This is a genomic window from Ralstonia mannitolilytica, assembly GCF_905397375.1.
In the GTDB taxonomy this organism is placed as follows: Bacteria; Pseudomonadota; Gammaproteobacteria; order Burkholderiales; family Burkholderiaceae; genus Ralstonia; species Ralstonia mannitolilytica.
The window spans coordinates 662,799-681,613 of the sequence record NZ_CAJPVG010000001.1; the positions used below are offsets into that span (position 1 = coordinate 662,799).

Consider the following 18,815-nt stretch of genomic DNA (forward strand, 5'->3'; position numbering starts at 1 on the left):
GAAAGCGTCAGAACAACCACACCGACAACCCGCCGATCAGCATGCCGAGCCCCGCCCCCGCGAGCACGTCGCTCGGGTAATGCAGGCCGAGCACCACGCGCGAGAGGGCCACCATCAGCGTGAAGGGGACGAGCGCGAGCGCCATGCGGGGGTAATACGCCGCCATCACGATGCTGAACGACACGGCATGCAGCGTATGGCCGGACGGAAAACTGAACTGGTCGAGCACGCGCCCGCACAGCCGGATCTCTTCGCACGACTGGTACGGCCGCGGGCGGCACACGCCACGCTTGAGCAGGATGTAGATCACCAGCGAGAGCAGCCCCGTGAGCCCCATCTGCTTGGCGCATTCCCAGCCCGTCTCACCGCCGACCACCGGCAGCGCCGCCATCAGCGCGTACCACAGCATGCCGTCGCCGAGACGGCTGACGCCACGGTAGAACCGCATGGCCGCCACGTCGCCGGCAATGTGGTTCAGCGCGACGGCGAGCTGCCGGTCGCGCTCGCGCCAGCGTTTCCAGTCAGGCCAGACGTGCGTCGCCATGGTAGGCCTCGCCCGTGGTGGCCGCTTGATGGACGGCCAGGAGTGCCGCTTCGAAACGCTCGAGCACCTGCGGCCAATCGAGCGCCTGTGCGGTCTGGCGCGCGGCGCGGCCAAGGCGCTCGCGCAGGCCGCCGTCGGCAGCCAGTGCGACGGCCGCAGCGGTGAAGGCCGCAACGTCCCCCACGGGGGCCAGGCAGCCGCTCTGCCCCGTGCGCACGTGCATGCCCGCCGCCGCGGTGTCGAACGCCACCACCGGCAGACCGCTGGCCATGGCTTCGACCACCACGTTGCCGAACGTCTCGGTCAGGCTCGGAAACAGGAACACGTCGGCCGAGGCATAGTGGGCAGCCAGCGCCTGGCCATGCTGCGTGCCGACAAACACGGCATCGGGACAGCGCCGCCGCAAGGCGTTCCGCTGCGGCCCATCGCCGACCATGACCAGGCGTGCATCGGGCCTGCGCTGTCGAATGGCGTCAAAGGCGTCGAGCGCCACACCCAGGTTCTTTTCCAGCGCGAGGCGTCCGACGGTCAGAACGACAGGCGTGTCGCGGCCCGCGCCCCATTTGGCGCGCAGTGCATCGCTGCGATGATGCGGCGCGAACTGGCGCGCATCCACGCCGCGTGTGCTGACGCTCAGGCGCTCGAAGCCAAGCTCGCCGAGCTGTTTGCACAGTTCGCGCGTGGGGACGAAGGTGCGGTCGGTGCGGTTATGAAAGGCGCGCAGGTAGGCGCGCACGAGCGTGACCGCGCCCTCCCACGCGTAGTGGCGGCCGTACTCGTCAAAGCGCGTGCGGAAATCCGAGGTGACCGGCACGCCGAGATCGCGCGCTGCGCGGATGGCGGACCAGCCGAGGGGCCCTTCCGTAGCCACGTGCACGAGGTCGGGCGGATCGCCGCGCCACGCACGCAGCAGACGGCGGCGCGCCGGCAGCCCCATGCGCAAGTCCGGATACAGCGGGATCGGCACGCCGGGCACGCGCAGCGCGTCTTCGGAAAGCGCCGGCTCGCCGGCGTCGATGGCGCGTTGGCGCGGTCGCACGACACGCACATCGTGGCCACGCGCGTGCAGAAAGGCCACCGTGCGCGCCGCCGTCAGCGACACGCCATTGAGCTCCGGCGGCCAGGTTTCGGTCACGTAGGCGATGCGCATGGCCGGCTCAGCCCTGGCTGTCGTCGTGGCTGCGCGACGGCTTGCCGGTCTGGCCGCGCTTGTGGGCAAGGTCGTCCGCGCTGCGGTTGGCGACCTGGCGGTCGGTGTCTTCGCGGTTGGCGGCGTGCCGCTCCCGCACGACGCGTTCAACGCCCGGCGTGTCGTGCAGGTCGGTATCGAGTTGCCCGCTTTCGATGTCGCGCGCGGCTTGCTGGACGTTGCTGCGCGGCTCCGAACGCTGCTCTTCGAGCTTCTGGTCGCGCTCGTGGGGCAGCCCGTCGGGCGCGCTTGTCACGGGCTTGCCGGACTCGGGCCGTCCGAGCACGGCTTCTACGCGCTCGGCGTTGCCGGCCCCCGGCCCTCCTGCCTCCCGTCGGTCCGGGCTGCACACGATGCCGCGTGGTTGCGGGGTCATGAGGCGCTCCTGCACATGATCTGGATGCCCTGGGCACCGCAACCGACGTGCCCGCACCGCTTCTGCAGGCGCTGCCGCGCTTCGAGCATCGCTGCGTCCGCACGCCCGGCACTGCGCGACGGACCGCTGCCGGTGCAGCCATCGCGCCCGTTGCGTAACGGTTACATGGCACTTGTAACGCTTGCTGCGCAGGCCCGCGTCAATGCGGCTGCGGGCGCTCGGGCCGCCGGGTGGGACGGCCGCGCAGGCGGTCGAGCACGCGCTGCGATACACCGGCCGGCGCATCGGTGGTGCCAAGCAGCGTGCCGAGGGGGCGCAGGCGCTCGACGTGATCGCAGACCACCTTGATCATCGCCGTGACCGACGTGCCGAGCAGCAGCCCCCACACGCCCCACAGCCATCCCCACAGCAGCAGGCCGATATAGACCACGCACGGATCGAGCTTGGACGCCCGGCTCTGCAGCCACGTTACCAGCAGCGTGCCGATGAGCGTGGCGAGCAGCAGCGTGGTGCCGGCCACGACCAGCGCATCCGACAGCGCGCCCATCTGCAGGTACGCGCCGACGCCGCTGGCCACGGCGATGACCGCCGAGCCGAGGTACGGCACGAAATGCAGGATGGCGCTGGCCAGGCCCCAGACGGCCGCGTTCTCCATGCCGAGCAGCACGAAGGCCACGGCTGTCACCACGCCCAGCACGATGTTCGTGACAAACAGCACCAGCAGCGAATACTGGATTTGCGTGCCGATGCCCGCCATCATGCGCACCGCGCGTTTCTTCTCGCTCAGCGTGCGTCCGACGGCCCGTACCCACTTGCGCTTGAGCGCCTGGCCCGATGCCAGCAGGAAGTAGACAAGGAACGAGACCACGACGATCTGCCCGGCCAGCGCGAACAGGTTGGCCGAACCCGTCCACAGGAACTCGCGCACCGGCAGCACCGGCGCCGCATTGGGCGGTTCGCCCTGGCCTGCGGGCCCACGCTTGGGCGGCGGTGGCGGGGGCTTGCCCTGCACGCCTTCGGCCGCGTGCTCGAGCGCGACCGTCACTTCGCGCATCGTGTCGAACGCGCCGCCCACGTGGTTGCGCAGGCGGTCGACCGATTCCGCCACTCGCCCGGCGGCAATCGGTATACGCGCGGCCATGGCTGAGATGCCGTCCTGCATGCCGAAGACGATCGCCGCACCGCCGATCCACAGGCCGAGCACGACGAGCGCGGACGCAATCGGGCGCGGCACGTACCAGCGCTGCAGCCACACCACCAGTGGGTTCAGGGCAAAGGCCAGCACCACCCCGATGGTGAGCGGCACCAGGAACACGCGCGCCCACTGCAGAAACACCAGCGTGCCGCCAATCGCGACCAGCACCATCGCAACGCGCCAGGCTGGCTGGCGCAGACCGTCCATCACACTGCCCTGCGATGTGGCAGGCGGAATGGCGGGCGGAATCGGAGCGTGTGTGGGGGGTTCCGGCATGGCAAGGATGTGGTGCACCCTTCTCTGCGCAAGAGCCGTGCCGCGCCAGCTACGTCATGGCCAGCGACCGCAGCGTGCGCACCAGGTCGTGCGGCGACACCGGCTTGACCAGATGCTGCTGGAAGCCGCTGGCCAGTGCACGCGCACGGTCGTGAGGCTGGGCAAACGCTGTCAGCGCAATGGCTGCCATGGGCGCAGCGCCGTCGGCAAGGTGCCGATGCTCCCATGCACGTATCTTCTGCAGGATCGCGTAGCCGTCTTCATCGGGCAGCGCAATGTCGCAGACGAGGGCTTGTGGGTGGCCATTCGATCCCCAATCGTCGAGCTGGGCGATCGCGTCCCGGCCCGAGCCTACGCTGCCGACGTCCGCACCGACCTGCGCGAGCAGCGTCGCAAGCGCGTCGCGCGCGTCCTGCTGGTCGTCGACGAGCAGCACACGCAGCCCCGCCAGCGATGGCAGCGGACCGCTGCGCGCCGGGTCCTCGCTCAGCGGTGCCGTCAGCTCGGCGCCGGCGTGCAGCGGCAGATATACGGTGAAGGTCGCGCCGCGCTGCTCGCCGTCGCTGTGCGCGTGCACGCGGCCGCCGTGCAGTTCCGTCAGGCGCTTGACGAGCGCCAGGCCCAGCCCGAGGCCCCCCGTGCGCCGCGTGTGCGCGCCGTCGGCCTGCCGGAACGCATCGAACAGGTACGGCACGAACGCCGGTGCGATGCCACGCCCGTTGTCGCGCACCTCGATGCGCGCCACCTCGCCGACGAGGTCGGCCGACAGCCAGACGTCTGCCCCCTCGGGCGTGAACTTGATGGCGTTGGTGAGCAGATTCCAGACGAGCTGCTGGACGCGGTCCGCGTCGCCGTCGATCTCGCGCTCGCCCAGTGCGATGCGGGTATGCAGCGTGATGCGGCGCTCGGTGGCGAGTGCACGCACGCTGTTCAGCGCGCTCTCGAGCGCCTTGCGCAGAACGAACGGTTCACGGGTCAGCCGCAGCTTGCCGCTCATCACGCGCGTGGCGTCGAGCAGGTCTTCGATCAGCCGCACCTGCTGCTCCACGCCCGTCTTGATGCCGGCCAGCGCGCGCTGCACCAGCGGGGAGCCGTCGGCAAGCTGGCTCTCCAGCACGTACGTCCAGTTCTGGATGCCGTTGAGCGGCGAGCGCAGTTCATGGGACACCACGGCCAGAAACTGATCGCGCGCCAACGCGGCGGCCTCGGCCTGTGCACGCGCGGCCTGTTCGCGCAACAGCAGCGCATCGCGCTCGCGCTCAGCCTCGGTGCGCTCGGTCACGTCATAGACGATGAGCAGCGCGGACTCCATCACGCCGTGCCGGTCGGCTTCCGGGATCACGCGTGCGTTGTAATGCGCGATGCGAGGCAGCGCATGGCCGTCTTCGAGATGCAGCGTGAGCGTCTGCTCGGCCCGCGTGTCGAACGCCCGCTGTGCGGCGCCCTCGAGCGCCTGCGCCACCTCCGCGGACAACGGCGAGGCCGTGAGCGTGCGGCCCGTCAGCGCAGCCGGTGCGACATCGAAGGCGTCGTTCACGGCGCGGTTGACGTACACGCAGCGCAGCTCGCGATCGAGCCGCGCGATGACGTCGGGCGCGTTTTCAACCAACGTGACGAATTCACGCTGATGCCGGAACCGCTCGCGCTCGGCCTCCTTGCTCTCGGTGATGTCTTCGATCACGCAGACGAGTGCCTGCACGCTGCCATCAGCCCCGCGCTGCGGCGAGTACGCGCCATGCACGAAGCGGCGGCCAAGCCCGTTCGGATACGGGAGCTCCATCTCGAAGTTCACGCGCCGGCCAGCGAATCCCTCCTCCAGGTGCGACAGGATGCAGGCATAGGCTTCCTCGCCCATCACGTCGCGGACCAGGCGCCCGTGCACGTCTTCGTGCGGCAGGCCGAACCGCTGGGCAAAGGCCCGGTTGGCAAAGCGCACGCGGCGATCGGGATCGAGTTGCACGAGCGGAAACGGCACGCTGTCGATCAGCCATTGCAGCTGGAACTCCGATTCGGCCAGCGCCGCCAGCGTCTGCCGAGGCTGTGTCACGTCTTCGACCATGCCGACGGCGTGGGCCGACGTGCCAACCGCCGACGGCATCATGAACCCGCGCTCGCGCACGCGTCGCTCGGCCTGGCCATCGCAGACCCAGCGGTATTCCAGTACGAAATCCTGGCCATGCGCCAGGCCATCCCAGGCGGCACGCAGCGCGTTGTGGTCTTCGGGATGGACGTGCGCGAGCCAGCGTTCGCGAACGCCGCACAGGGCCTCGGGCTGCACACCCCATGTCAGCGCGGCGGCGCTCACATGCAGACGCGTGCCCGTCAACGGATCATCCACCCAGAACACATCGACTCGCTTTCCGCCGCCTGCTTCTGCGCACCTCTGTCGTTCGGTGCGCACCGCAGCCGGCCAGTCCGTTATGGATTCAGACATTGCGTCCATGCGTAGCAGTTTTTGTTCCTGGCCAGCCGGCCGCAAAAAAAAATGCGGTGCCGCGGCACCGCATCATCCGTCCGTGACTTTACTGCGACGGCAGTTCCGACGCCGTTTGCGATGCACCATTGGCCTGGGCCACGAGCACGCGGATATTGTTCGGCGTCACGGCACCGATGCCGCCGGCAGGCAGCGTCGTGATCAGCCAGTCGGCATTGTTGGCCAGGCTGAACGGCTGCGAGCTGAAGATGACATTCTTCGTGCCGGCGGTCGTCACGCGGATCTGATACGTGCCGCCGTCCACGTAGATCGAATCCTGCGTGCTGGCCGGCGAGGCAGCACCGTAGGCCGCGCCGCCCATGGTCGGGGCGACGTTGGTGAGGTCGGCATTGGGCGCCGTCACGTACACGTCGACGTTGGGCGCGTTGTACGAGGCGTTGAAGGTCCGCACGCGGGCCTTGTCAGAGAGGATGGACTTGTCGTACGGGTCATCGATGATCGACAGATTGGTGGCCGTGCCGTTCGCACCGACAATGGCGAGCGCCGTATAGCGGTGACCGTTGACGGGGTTGAAGGTGGCTGACGCCAGCGGCGAGTTGCTGCCTGCATTGGACACCGTAGCGGTGGTCGCTGTGGCATCGATGCCGAAGTAGTTGCTGACGTTCTTGAAGCCGACGTTGGCGATGCGCACGGTGCCGTTCACGCCGAAGTCGACGTTCTGGATGAACGGGTTGGCATGCACGGTGCGGTACTGCGGCGAACTCGTGCCGATGATCTGCCCGATATCGTCGTCACCACCGCCACATCCGGCCAGCACGGCCAATGAACCCAGTGCCAGCACGGCGGCAATCTTCCTGATCTGTATCTTCATCGTTCACCTCGGACGAAAGCGTGTTCAAGACAGGCGCAGACATCGCGCGCCCATGTAGGTTGTCATCGACATGTGGAGCCGACGATAACCGCGCCCATCCGGCGCGCCTATCGAGACGGTTCCGATCGTGTTGTCGGAAGACTCCGACATGCAACCCGACGCCCGGGCAACGAGCATGGCGCGTGCCCGCGCGCCTGAACCGTCCTTCGAGGGCTATGCGCGCGGCCGCGCAGACAAGCGGCTCGCTATACTTGCGCGATCCGTGTTTTCTCATGCGCCATCCGCTCATCCGCATGCCCGAACCGCGTCCGGCGAGCCCCGCGCCGCTGCCCGACCACACCGCTTCTCCGGCCGATCCGCAGGCCTTCGCGCGCGAACGCGAACGGGTGCACGCGTGGCTGCAAGCGCGTGCCTCCGGCGCACGCGCCGTGAGTGCGTCCACGCTGTCGCAATACCGCGTCGAAGCCGAGCGTGTGTGCTGGTATGCGCGCACGCTCGGTCAGCCAATCGCAAGCTGGCAGCGCGACGACGCGCGCGCGTATCTGCGCTTTTTGCAAGAACCGCCCGCCTGGGCTGTCAGCGCGCGCGGCATCGAGCGTGACGATCCGGGGTGGACGCCACTGCGTGGCCCGCTCTCCGCACGTTCGGCGCGGCAGAGCAGCATCATCGCGGCCAACCTCTGCGGCTGGCTGCAGCGCACCGGCTATCTGCAAACGAACCCGTTTCTCGATGACGACGCGATGGTCATCACCGTGCCGGATGCCGGACCGCGAGTCCGTGCCACACCGGCAACCGCGCCCGGAGCCTACACCGCACCCACCGCCGCCGACATGGCGTTGATGGCCGATGCCGTGCGCGCCCGCGTCGCCCTCGGGCGCGAAGCCCGCCTGCGACAGGCGCGCGACCACTTCCTCGCCGTGCTGCTGTCACAGGCAGGCATGCGCGTGTCAGAACTGGTGAATGCGCGGATGGGCGACGTGGCCCTGCACGCCGTGCCGGCCGAGCATGCCACCCCGGATGCGCCGTTGCCGGCGTCCGTGTGGCTGCTTGCGGTGGGCGCGGGGCGCGCGCGGCGCTGGCTGCCGTGCGATGCGCTGATGCCCGCGCTGCGCGAGTACCGCACCGCCTTTGGCCTGTCGCCGCTGCCGCTGCCTGATGAAGCGACACCGCTGCTGCTCTCGATACGCAAGCGCTCGCCGCGGCGGGCCGACGGCAGCATCATCGACTCGCCCGCCCTACGCCGCGATTTTGGCGAGCGCAAGGGCATTGGTTCACGCTCGCAGTTGCTGCTCATCGTCAAGGCGATGCTGAACGAAGCCGCTGACTACGCTCGCGCCATCGGCCACACCGACGCGGCACTGCGTCTGGCGAACACGTCGTTGCGCGAGCTGCGGGGTGCGCATCTGCGCGAGCGTCTTGCCGCCGGCGACGCCGCAGCCGACGTGGCGCACGCGCTGGGCCTGGCGGCGTTGCCGGCGGTCGCCGTACGCGCGCGCGAAGCTGACCTCGCAGCCAGCATCGCCGACGCCGCGCGCAAACTGGCCGGGCCTTCGGCCTGACATTCCTCCACACAGCGCGCAGAAACGGGTACGCATCGCATGCATCGGGCAGCGCGCCGATGCATTGTCGCGCGCCATTGTTGTCCGGCTTTACGCAACAGTTGTCGCTCACATCGTCCGCAGAATTGGGTTCGCGCGGGGCATGCATCACCGACGATGTCTCGCAGAAACGGGTACGCCCCGCTCGAAAATCGTGCGCAGAAATGGGTACGCTTTCAGGCAAAAAAAAACGCGGACCCACGGCCCGCGTCTTTCGTCTGCGATGCAATCGCTCAATGTCCGCCGGACAGATAGAAGAAGCGGAACAGGAACACGGCCGAGATGATCCACACAATGACCGGCACTTCGCGCATGCGGCCCGTGAACAGCTTCAAGCCCGAATACGCGATGAAGCCGAACGCCACGCCATTCGCAATCGAATACGTGAACGGCATCATCAGCGCCGTGAGCACGGCCGGCACCGCTTCGGTGGTGTCTTCCCAGTTGAGGTCGACCAGCTCGCGCAGCATCAGACACGACACGTACAGCAGCGCGGGCGCCGTCGCATACGCTGGCACCACACCAGCCAGCGGCGAGAAGAACAGGCACAGCAGGAACAGCACCGCCACCGTCAGCGCAGTCAGGCCCGTGCGCCCGCCTGCCTGCACGCCCGAGGCGCTCTCGATGTACGCCGTGGTGGAGGACGTGCCGAGCAGCGACCCGGCCATGATGGCGGTGCTGTCGGCCAGCAGCGCCTTGTTTAGGCGGTCCATCTTGCCCTGCTTGAGCAGGCCCGCTCGGTTCGCCACGCCCATCAGCGTGCCGGTCGCATCGAACAGTTCGACCAGGAAGAACACCAGCACCACGTTCAGGATGCCCACCGACAGCGCGCTCATGATGTCGAGCTGCATGAGCGTCGGCGCCAGCGACGGCGGCATCGACACCACGCCGTGGAAGGTGTTGCCGGCAAAGAAGAAGCTCGCCGCCGTCACCGCCAGGATGCCGATCAGGATGGCGCCCTTCACGCGCAGGTGATCCAGCGCCACGATGAGGAAGAAGCCGATCACCGCGAGGATCACCGACGGCTGATGCACGTCGCCGAGCGAAACGAGCGTCGCCGGATTCCCGACGATCAACCCCGCCCCGCGCAGCGACACGATACCGAGGAACAACCCGATGCCCGCGGTGATCGCCACGCGGATCGAATGCGGGATCCCGTTGACGATCATCTCGCGGATGCGGAACACGCTCACCAGCAGGAACAGGCAGCCTGAGATGAATACCGCGCCCAGCGCCGCCTGCCACGTGAAACCCATGCCCTTGACCACCGCATACGCAAAGTAGGCGTTCAGGCCCATGCCCGGCGCCATCGCGATGGGGTAGTTCGCGTACATCCCCATGATGACCGTGCCGATCGCCGCGGCAATACACGTGGCGACGAACACCGCATCGTGCGGCATGCCCGCATCAGCGAGTATGTTCGGGTTCACGAAGATGATGTACGCCATCGTGAGGAAGGTTGTCAGCCCGGCGAGCACCTCGGTGCGAACGTCGGTCTGGTGCTCCTCGAGCTTGAAAAAGCGTGCGAGCCACGTCATGCGTCTTGTCTCCTCTTGTTATGAAGTGCGATCGCCGCTCGGCCGTGCATCGGACCGAACGCCCCCGCTACGCGCCCGCGGTACGGGCGATTCGACTCTTAGCAAGATTCCGGCGCCCGAAGGTCGCGCGATCGAAATACTGTTCATGCGAATGGAATGATGGAGAACACGCCGGCCAGGCACGAGGCCGCCCGGCGCGCGGGATGCGCATGATGCCCGAAACACCACGCACGTGCACGCGGTGGCCAGCGGGCCGGCGGCGTCGGCTGCGTACCCGTTTCTGCGAAAGCACGATGCCAGGCCGCATGCGGGTCGATATGCGTACCCGTTTCTGCGCGGCAACTCGCAGAAATAGCTACGGGGCGAGGGCCGCTTCCACACGCTGGAAACCGGGCTTGGCCGTACCCGTTTCTGCGAATCCACACGCAGCTCCACCGTACCCGTTTCTGCGGCCCCTCGCCGTTTCGGCGCGCAAGCACCGAACCCGTTTCTGCGAAGCGGCTTGCCGCTGAGCCGTACCCGTTTCTGCGGGGTCGCGCGCAGAAACGGGTACGCGCCCGTTGTAGGCGTGCGGCGCAAGCCTTTGGCTAATAAGGGTTTTTACCCGCAGAAACAGGTACGGCGGTTTGCGCGGGCCGTCCAGGACCGGTCTGGCGCCGGGGCCATCGCCGGGAAGTTTCAGCGATGAAAGTTGTAAAGACGGAGCCGACGCCGTACTGGGCCATGCCGCATCGCCCTTGTACCGCTTCGCTCGTCCGCAGAAATGGGTACGCCAACGATTCATCGAACTCCACCGAAGCGTGTACTCGCTCTTCTGCAAACCGCAAGAGTATGCGGACGCCGAAACCTCACTTGTGTTCGAGCCCGCAGATTTGGGTACACACGCACGTGGCGCCGCATCACAGAATCACGCAGAAACAGGTACGCACAGGCTTTCCCGAAACGGCTGCAGCCGCCCCGATGGTCGCTTTCCACGCAGAAACGGGTACGCTGGCAAGGAAAGACGCTCCAGGACTGCCAGAGAAGGGCGTTTTCTGTGGATAACACTGTGGACAACCCAATGTTGTCCCCGCAGATTCCGGTACGGCCGATGCGCAGAAGCAGGTACGGTTTCGCGCAGAAGCGGGTACGCAGTCTCGCAGAATCGGGTTCGCACGTCCGCAGAATCGAGTACGGTTTTGCCCCCCAAACCCAGACCCGCCAAGGCTTTGCGGGTCGCGTATACGGTTTACCTGTAGTTAACGTAAGGGGTATATATGACTGGTAGTGAGGAAAGGTCTTCCGGGGACAACCTTGCAGGTTGCCCCCCGACGCCCTTCCCGCGACGACGAGCAAAAATCGGAAAACGTACCCAATTCTGCGTGACAAGCCGGAGGCGTTTTAGTACAAAGGCTCTGAACAATTCTTGCCCAATATGGTCACCAAACGCCTCACACCCAATGGGAAGCCGGACGACAATGCGCCCGGCCGCATCATCGTCCCCTCGGGAGGGCAAGTCATCGCCGCGCCGGAGAAATTCCAGAGGCTCTTCGATGAAGCCCAGGCCATGGAGCGCGAAGACGCCTGGCAAAGCGGCGAAGTCGGCTTCCTCAGCCGTGCAAGCGTGCAGGTTACCCTGCCCTACCGTGCGCCCAAAGGTTCGCCACCGGTCTGGACGCGCTCCAGCGGCAATATTTCGTTGATGATCCAGCCGGGGTACTTCACCCAGCAGCGCTCGGAGCGGGCCAGCAACGGGCGGCAGCGCATCGTCTCGGAGACGGTCTCCTTCGGCTACCCGTACGGCTCGTATCCGCGCCTGATGCTCGCCTGGATCGGCAAGGAGATCATGGCGAAGAAGAAGCGCGGGGAATTCCAGGGTACGGTCGAAGACAGGCGTATCTCGCTGGGCAATTCGCTGTCCGAGTTCATGTACAACCTCGGCATTCCGATGGCGACCGGCGGCAAGCGGGGCACCATGACGCTGGTGCGCCAGCAGATGATCCGGCTGTTCTCGGCGACGATCGCCATCGTCCAGAACAAGTCCGCCCCCAACCAGAACCAGGAGCCGCTGTCGATCGACCGCATCGGCTACCTGCTCGCCGACCAGCTGTCGACCTGGTGGGACCCCATGCAGCCTGGCCAAGGCTCGATGTTCGAGAGCTTTGTGGTGCTGTCCGAGCCGTTCTTCAACGAGCTCGTGAACCGGCCGGTGCCCGTCGACATGCGTGCGTTGAAGGCGCTCAAGCAATCGCCGTTTGCGCTCGACGTCTACTCGTGGCTCACCTATCGCTTCTTCACGATCCAGAAGCGGACGGAGATTCCGTGGGAAGCGCTGCAGATGCAGTTTGGTACCGAAACGGAAAGCGAGCGCAAGTTCCGGGCGCTGTTCCGCAAGGCGTTGAAGGACGTGCTGGTGGTCTATCCGGACGCCAAGGTGGATGCGGATTCTTCGAAGGCGCTGATCCTGCAGCCCTCACGCACCAGCGTACGCAAGCTGGCCTAGCGCATCGTCCAGACAAAAAGAAAGGGGAGCCGAAGCTCCCCTTTTTTCATCTCGGGCCTAACAGCCTGAAATGCTTATTCCGGCTTGATTCCCGAGGCTTGCAGACCCTTCGGGCCTTGCTTCACCTCGAAGGACACCTTCTGGCCGTCCTTCAGGGTCTTGAAGCCCGAACCCTGAATTTCGGAGAAGTGCGCAAACAGATCTGCGCCGCCTTCGTCCGGCGTGATGAAGCCGAAGCCTTTGGTTTCGTTAAACCATTTGACAGTACCCGTGGCCATGCAAAAATTCCTTTAAAAAACAAAAAACAGGTCGTCCAGCCGATCCGGACATCGCACGAAGAACCGGCTGATTCCGAATCCTGCGTAGACAAAGTCTTCAGACGACTGTCTGGGCATCATAACCAGTTTGTGGCGGGGTGTCGATGGGCGGCATTTTTCTGAAATGTCGCTTTTATGCACTCAATGGTAAACACCTAGAAAATGGCCAATTCGGACGAAGAACGCATGGGGTTATGCGTTAAAGGCCGCATTTACATCTCAATTCAAGTGTATTGAAAACCGCATGTGTTGCCGCGGCAACGTGACCCCGCTCTGGAGGATTTATATAAATTAAATTTTATCGATCTTGTGTTTTTCTCCTCTCTTCCCTAAGATGGGCGGTACTGACTTTCAGCGCTGAAAGTGGAGGACCAGTGAGCGCCAAGATCGTAACGGTATTCAATCAAAAAGGCGGCTGTGGCAAGACCACCGTCAGCATGCACATCGCCGGCACGCTCGGCTTACGGGGCAACAAGACACTGCTGGTCGACATGGACGAGCAGGGAACCGCCACCCGTTGGGCTTCCCAAGCCCCCGAGGACAAGCCCTTTCCCGCTTCGGTGATCGGTTTGGCGCCTTCCGGCGGCGCTATGCACCGCGAGGTTCGCAAGTTTGTGGCGGATTACGACTACATCGTGGTCGACTGCCCCCCGGCTGTCCATTCCCCGTCGTCTTCAAGCGCACTCCTTATTTCCGACATCGCGTTGATTCCCGTAGTGCCCTCGCCGCCTGACCTGTGGGCTGCGGTGGCCGCCAAGGCATTGGCCCAGCAGGCGCAAGTGACGAACGAAACGTTGCGAATTCGCGTGCTGGCGAACATGGTGCAGCGCCGCGTCTCGCTCGCCAAACAAGCCATCGAGATCCTTGGAGATGACGGGGATATTCCGTTGATGGATTCGATGATCGGATCCCGATCCGCGTTTCGTGAGTGCCAGGCAATCGGCGCAACGGTGCACGGCGTGTCGGGGGCCCGGGAGGCTGTCAGCGAGGTCGACGCCATGGTCGACGAAGTATTGCAGTTGTTGTTGCAGGAGGAACGCGTATGAGCGCGAAGTTGAAATCGCTCAAGGACGGAATGCTGGCCGGGATTGCGGCCGAAAAAACGAAAACCGCGCCCGTGGACCGATTCGCCTTGGCAGAGAAAGCGATCACCTCGCACCCACGCGGGCTGCTGGGTCAGCCGGTCGCCTCCACTTTCAGCGCTGAAAGCGCTGCGCACGAGACACCGGCCGAGCGCCGTGTCGTGAAGATCCCGCTGGACCGGCTGCAGGAGAACCCGCTGAACGCACGGCGGATCTATGATCCGCAGATCGTTCAGGAGCGCGCCGCTTCGATCGCCACGCATGGCCAGCAGACGCCCGGCTTGGCCGCCCCCGATCCCGCCAAACCGGGTTGGTACGTCCTCATCGATGGTCACTATCGCAAGCGCGCACTGGCAGCCGCCGGCAAGACCGAGATGGACTGCTTTATCGAAGACGGTCTGTCAGACATCGATTTCTACCGGCTGTCCTTCGTCCTGAACGAGCAGCGCTCGGGGCAGTCGGTGCTCGACAACGCTATCGCGTGGCGCCAGCTGCTCGACGAAGGAAAAGTAAAAAAAGAAGAAGATATTTGCGAAATTACCGGTGTCTCAGCCGGTACGGTCAACAAAACCCTTGCGCTGTTGAAGCTGCCAGAGTCGGTGCTCGAAGTCATGAAAGAACGGCCCGCCGGCATCGGGATCGCGACCGGTTACGAACTCACGCTGTACTTCAAGAGTGCCGGTGAGGAACGTACGCGTGAGCTGGTGCAGCGCGTGTTGGAAGAAGGGCTGTCCAGCCGCGACGTCGAACAGATTCGCAAAGTCGCCCAGGAAGGGCGCACGCGGAAGGTCAAGGAGGTTAGCCGGCAGTACAAGATCCGTAGCGCAGAAGGTGATCTACTAGGCACAATTAAGGAATGGGATTCTGGCCGCGTAATGCTGGACGTCAAGCTGGAAGACCGCGCCGCGCGCGAATCCCTCGTAGAGGCGCTGAAGAGCCGTTTCGGCCTCGACGTGGCGCTGCTATAGGCTGCTATAGGACTTTCCGCGGTTCGCTGATGAAAGCGCCCGTTCGGGCGCTATTTTTTTTTGTTGCTCCTTTCTTCAGTGCCGAAAGGGGCCGGGCCGTACCCGTTTCTGCGGGGCGACGGGCGGCGCCGCCTCATCCGTTTTCCCTCTGCAAAGGGACGGTTCACACCCTCCGAGAACCGTCTGCGGTGTCTCCCGTCCCGCTGCGGCCCACTGCAACTATATCGCTACATTATTGTAATAATGTACGAGTACAGAGATGTATTGATGTTTTTAACATCTGATGTACACTGTAAGAACATCAACAGTACTCAACATGGCGCGGCCCAGCCTTCACTTCTCTCCCCAGCAACAGCAGCGGATTCTCGAGGCGATCCAACGGCTCGACATTGCGTTTCCGCATGACAACGCCGTGTTCCTGGACGAAGTCATCGACGCGGTACAGGCGGTGACGCGGCGGATCTACGGCGCGGGCCGTTATGCCCGGTGGCTGGCGGAAGCCGGAGTGCGTCGGCGGCCGAGCAATACGACGCTGCAGAAGGCGGTCGATCGGGCGCGAGGGCGCGCCGGTGCGGTCTCGGGCGGGGCGGCGGAGGCCGTGCAACCGTGGCCGATTCCGTGGGCGCCCGCAGAAACGGGTACGCAGGCGCCGATTTCTGGCGTGTCGATGCGCATTGAACGCGACCGCGTGGCGTCGCGTGCCATTGGCGCACCCGGGGCCGGGGCCGAATGGATGGAAGCCCGCATCCGGGCAGAAGTGGCGGAGCGCGCGCTCGAGCACGAGGCCGCCCGCAATCGCCAACTGCAGGCCGCCATGGCGGACCTTGAACGCCGCCTCGGTGAGGCCCTGGCCACGGCCCCCGCCGTGCCGCCCAAACTGACCGACGCAACGCTGGAACGCCTTGAGCAGACCATCGAGACCGTGGCCCGCCTGGAAGGGGCCGCGAGCGCGCTGGCTGGTACCGAGCGGTTTCTACGGCTGCAGAACGATGCCGTGCGCCAGCAGACGCAGAACGAGGCCGATCAGCTGCGCCAGCGAATCCGCGCGCTCGAGGCAGAGGTCTCGCAATTGCGCGCGCAGATCGACGCCTACCGGCGTGCACCCGAACGTGCTGCGCCCGTCTCCCGAGGTTGGGTCAAGCCGTCTTTGTGATCCAGCCTGCCCATTCTGGCGGGCCGGTGCACGCAGAATCGGGTACGCCCGGTCCAACTTTCGGCGCTGAAAGTGGACTGGCGGACTTGCAACCGGTTGTAGGAACGCACGTGCGCCACGTCGCCCAGCCTTCTTTCGACGCCTGGCGAAGCGCGCTCCACCAAAGGGTTGAGCCACTGGCATATGACTTGCTGATGACGCTACGTCTCACCAATGGAGCTGTCATGAACGAGAAGATCACCAAGGCCGTGTTTCCCGTGGCGGGGCTCGGTACGCGCTTTCTACCCGCCACCAAGGCCAGCCCCAAGGAAATGTTGCCCATCGTAGACAAACCGCTGATCCAGTACGCGGTGGAAGAGGCGGCAGCCGCGGGCATCACGGAGATGATCTTCATCACCGGGCGCGCCAAACGCGCCATCGAGGACCACTTCGACAAGGCCTACGAGCTCGAAACCGAACTCGCGGCCAAGAACAAGCAGGCGCTGCTGGAGATGGTGCAATCCATCAAGCCGCCCGGTGTCGAGTGCTTCTATGTGCGCCAGCCCGAGACGCTGGGCCTTGGCCACGCCGTTCTGTGCGCGCAGAAACTGGTACGCGACGAACCCTTCGCCGTGATCCTGGCGGACGACCTGCTCGACAACGAGCCGCCCGTCATGCAGCAGATGACGGAACTCTACGATCATTACCGTTGCTCCGTCGTCGGCGTCGAAACGATTGCGCCCGAAGCAACGCGTTCGTACGGTGTGGTGGCAGGCCGCGAGTGGGATGACCGGCTCGTCAAGCTCGACGGCATCGTCGAAAAGCCGGCGCCCAAGGATGCGCCGTCGAATCTTGGCGTGGTCGGCCGGTACATCCTGACGCCGCGCATCTTCGACCACCTGCGCAACCTGAAGCCCGGCGCGGGCGGCGAGCTGCAATTGACCGACGCCATTCAGAGCCTGCTGGCCGAAGAGCAGATCCTGGCCTACCGCTACCGTGGCCAGCGCTTCGACTGCGGCAGCAAGTTCGGCTATCTGCAGGCCACCGTTGAATTTGCGCTGCGCCATCCGGAAGTGCGCGCCGACTTCGAGGCGTATCTGTACGACCGCCTCGGCTTGTCGCATGAAGAGGCCAAGGCCGAGGTCGACGCGCTGGTTCGCGACACCATTCCGCTCGGCGTGGCGGCCTGACGATCGCCCGCCTTCGGATCGGCCGTGCGGGTTTTCGCACGGCACGCGCGGCCGATTCTGAGAATCCGCACACTCCTCCCGTCTCCCGCCATTCGGCCACTTTCCCGCAAAGCCTGACACCACGGGCGTTTGCGGGACGCCCGCGCGCCTGCTTCCTGCATGGAATGCTTCTTGAGTAAGAGCGACCACTCATAAACCGGCGGACCGCCCCGCACCTGGCGCACGACACCACCCGGTGACGTGCCACGAGCAAGGCCGCCACGCTCCAAGGAGACATCATGACTCAGCCCCAGGCTGGCGCGGTCACGGGCGACTTTGCGCCCGCCCAAGCCCCCGCGAAAGACACCCCGGCGGACGTTCGCCGCCGGCTGCGTTCCATCTTCTCCGGTTCGGTCGGCAACCTGGTCGAGTGGTACGACTGGTACGTCTATTCGGCGTTTGCGCTGTACTTTGCCAAGGCGTTCTTTCCCAAGGGCGACCAGACGGCGCAGTTGCTCAACACCGCCGCGGTGTTTGCCGTCGGCTTCCTGGCGCGTCCGGTGGGCGGCTGGCTGATGGGCATCTATGCCGATCGCTATGGACGTAAGCGCGCGCTGTTCTTCTCGGTGGTGCTGATGTGCCTGGGTTCGCTCATCATCGCGCTCACGCCGAGCTACGCGACCATCGGCGTCGCGGCGCCCGTACTGCTGGTGCTCGCCCGCCTGCTGCAAGGCCTGTCGGTCGGCGGGGAATACGGCACCTCGGCCACGTACCTCAGCGAGGTCGCCAACAAGGAAAACCGCGGTTTCTATTCGAGCTTCCAGTACGTCACGCTCATCGCCGGGCAACTGACGGCGCTGGCGCTGCTGATCGTGCTGCAGCAGTTCGTGCTTTCGCCGGCGCAGTTGGAGGCGTGGGGCTGGCGCATTCCGTTCTTCATCGGCGCGCTGTGTGCGCTGGTGGCGATGCGCATGCGCTCGCACATGGAAGAGACGGAGTCCTTCACCGCCGCCAAGCAGAACAAGAGGCGCGGCACGCTGGCGGAGCTGGCCAAGCATCCGCGGGCCGTTGCGACCGTGGTCGGCCTCACGCTCGGCGGTACGGTGGCGTTCTACACGTACTCGATCTACATGCAGAAGTTCCTGGCCAACACGGTGGGGCTGACGAAGGACAAGGCAACGCTGGTGTCCGGCGCCACGCTGCTGCTGTTCGCCATCCTGCAGCCGATCGTGGGCGGCCTGTCCGACCGCATCGGCCGTCGCCCGATCCTGATCGCGTTTGGCGTGCTGGGTACGCTCTTCACGGTGCCCATCATGACCGGCATCAGCCAGACCACCAACGTGTGGATGGCCTTCTTCCTGATCATGGCCGCGCTGGTGATCGTCTCGGGTTACACGTCGATCAACGCCGTGGTGAAGGCCGAGCTTTTCCCGGCGGAAGTGCGCGCGCTCGGCGTAGGCCTGCCGTATGCGCTCACGGTGTCGATCTTTGGCGGCACGGCGGAGTACATCGCGCTGTGGCTCAAGCAGATCGGCCATGAGCCGCTGTTCTACTGGTACGTGACGGGTACCATCTTCATTTCTCTGATGGTGTACGTGTTCATGCGCGATACTCGCAAGCATTCCCGCATCGAACACTGAGCTC

General features: G+C 65.3%; 15 protein-coding genes. 7 read left to right on the forward strand and 8 right to left on the reverse strand.

Features of this window, described 5'->3' with window-relative positions; genetic code table 11:
- Positions 1-7 precede the first annotated feature (7 nt).
- The 6 genes from KHN96_RS02870 to KHN96_RS02895 form a co-directional block, all read right to left on the reverse strand.
- On the reverse strand, positions 8-544 hold the full coding sequence (locus KHN96_RS02870) for a phosphatase PAP2 family protein (RefSeq protein ID WP_045219117.1): 537 nt from the start codon (positions 542-544) through the stop codon (positions 8-10).
- Complete coding sequence (locus tag KHN96_RS02875; RefSeq protein ID WP_062738586.1) at positions 522-1,694, reverse strand: glycosyltransferase family 4 protein; 1,173 nt, start codon at positions 1,692-1,694, stop codon at positions 522-524. Before KHN96_RS02875 ends, KHN96_RS02870 begins: the two co-directional genes overlap by 23 nt.
- A 7-nt stretch (positions 1,695-1,701) precedes the next feature.
- Complete coding sequence (locus tag KHN96_RS02880; RefSeq protein ID WP_045219114.1) at positions 1,702-2,109, reverse strand: hypothetical protein; 408 nt, start codon at positions 2,107-2,109, stop codon at positions 1,702-1,704.
- 199 nt (positions 2,110-2,308) lie between these two features.
- Positions 2,309-3,580 carry an AI-2E family transporter gene (locus KHN96_RS02885; RefSeq protein ID WP_062738646.1) on the reverse strand — a complete coding sequence of 424 codons (1,272 nt, stop codon included), beginning with the start codon at positions 3,578-3,580 and terminating at the stop codon, positions 2,309-2,311.
- A gap of 49 nt (positions 3,581-3,629) precedes the next feature.
- Positions 3,630-6,014 carry a hybrid sensor histidine kinase/response regulator gene (locus KHN96_RS02890; RefSeq protein WP_062738585.1) on the reverse strand — a complete coding sequence of 795 codons (2,385 nt, stop codon included), beginning with the start codon at positions 6,012-6,014 and terminating at the stop codon, positions 3,630-3,632.
- 88 nt (positions 6,015-6,102) lie between these two features.
- Positions 6,103-6,885: a DUF4397 domain-containing protein gene (locus KHN96_RS02895; protein WP_045219109.1), complete on the reverse strand. Its 783-nt coding sequence runs from the start codon at positions 6,883-6,885 to the stop codon at positions 6,103-6,105.
- A gap of 293 nt (positions 6,886-7,178) precedes the next feature.
- Here KHN96_RS02895 and KHN96_RS02900 point away from each other — a divergent pair, with 293 nt between their 5' ends.
- A complete protein-coding gene (locus tag KHN96_RS02900; RefSeq protein ID WP_062738645.1) occupies positions 7,179-8,444 on the forward strand; it encodes a hypothetical protein in 1,266 nt (421 codons plus the stop codon).
- Positions 8,445-8,716: 272 nt separating this feature from the next.
- Here the strand turns inward: KHN96_RS02900 and KHN96_RS02905 are convergent, their stop codons facing one another.
- The gene (locus tag KHN96_RS02905) at positions 8,717-10,021 is read right to left on the reverse strand and encodes an NCS2 family permease (RefSeq protein WP_045219107.1); all 1,305 of its coding nucleotides are present in this window, start codon (positions 10,019-10,021) and stop codon (positions 8,717-8,719) included.
- A gap of 1,414 nt (positions 10,022-11,435) precedes the next feature.
- Here KHN96_RS02905 and KHN96_RS02910 point away from each other — a divergent pair.
- Complete coding sequence (locus KHN96_RS02910; protein ID WP_045219105.1) at positions 11,436-12,503, forward strand: replication protein RepA; 1,068 nt, start codon at positions 11,436-11,438, stop codon at positions 12,501-12,503.
- A gap of 74 nt (positions 12,504-12,577) precedes the next feature.
- On the opposite strand, the gene KHN96_RS02915 is transcribed toward KHN96_RS02910, so the two are convergent.
- A complete protein-coding gene (locus KHN96_RS02915) occupies positions 12,578-12,781 on the reverse strand; it encodes a cold-shock protein (RefSeq protein ID WP_045219103.1) in 204 nt (67 codons plus the stop codon).
- Positions 12,782-13,194: 413 nt separating this feature from the next.
- Here KHN96_RS02915 and KHN96_RS02920 point away from each other — a divergent pair, with 413 nt between their 5' ends.
- The 5 genes from KHN96_RS02920 to KHN96_RS02940 all read left to right on the forward strand — a co-directional run bounded on the left by KHN96_RS02920 (position 13,195) and on the right by KHN96_RS02940 (position 18,811).
- Positions 13,195-13,866: an AAA family ATPase gene (locus KHN96_RS02920; RefSeq protein ID WP_045219101.1), complete on the forward strand. Its 672-nt coding sequence runs from the start codon at positions 13,195-13,197 to the stop codon at positions 13,864-13,866.
- On the forward strand, positions 13,863-14,870 hold the full coding sequence (locus KHN96_RS02925; RefSeq protein WP_045219099.1) for a ParB/RepB/Spo0J family partition protein: 1,008 nt from the start codon (positions 13,863-13,865) through the stop codon (positions 14,868-14,870). The genes KHN96_RS02920 and KHN96_RS02925 overlap by 4 nt, the downstream gene beginning before the upstream one ends.
- A 316-nt stretch (positions 14,871-15,186) precedes the next feature.
- Positions 15,187-16,023: a hypothetical protein gene (locus tag KHN96_RS02930; RefSeq protein WP_062738584.1), complete on the forward strand. Its 837-nt coding sequence runs from the start codon at positions 15,187-15,189 to the stop codon at positions 16,021-16,023.
- A 224-nt stretch (positions 16,024-16,247) separates the two neighbouring features.
- Complete coding sequence (gene galU, locus KHN96_RS02935) at positions 16,248-17,192, forward strand: UTP--glucose-1-phosphate uridylyltransferase GalU (protein ID WP_082062903.1); 945 nt, start codon at positions 16,248-16,250, stop codon at positions 17,190-17,192.
- Between the two features lie 278 nt (positions 17,193-17,470).
- On the forward strand, positions 17,471-18,811 hold the full coding sequence (locus KHN96_RS02940; RefSeq protein ID WP_045219095.1) for an MFS transporter: 1,341 nt from the start codon (positions 17,471-17,473) through the stop codon (positions 18,809-18,811).
- Positions 18,812-18,815: the final 4 nt, after the last annotated feature.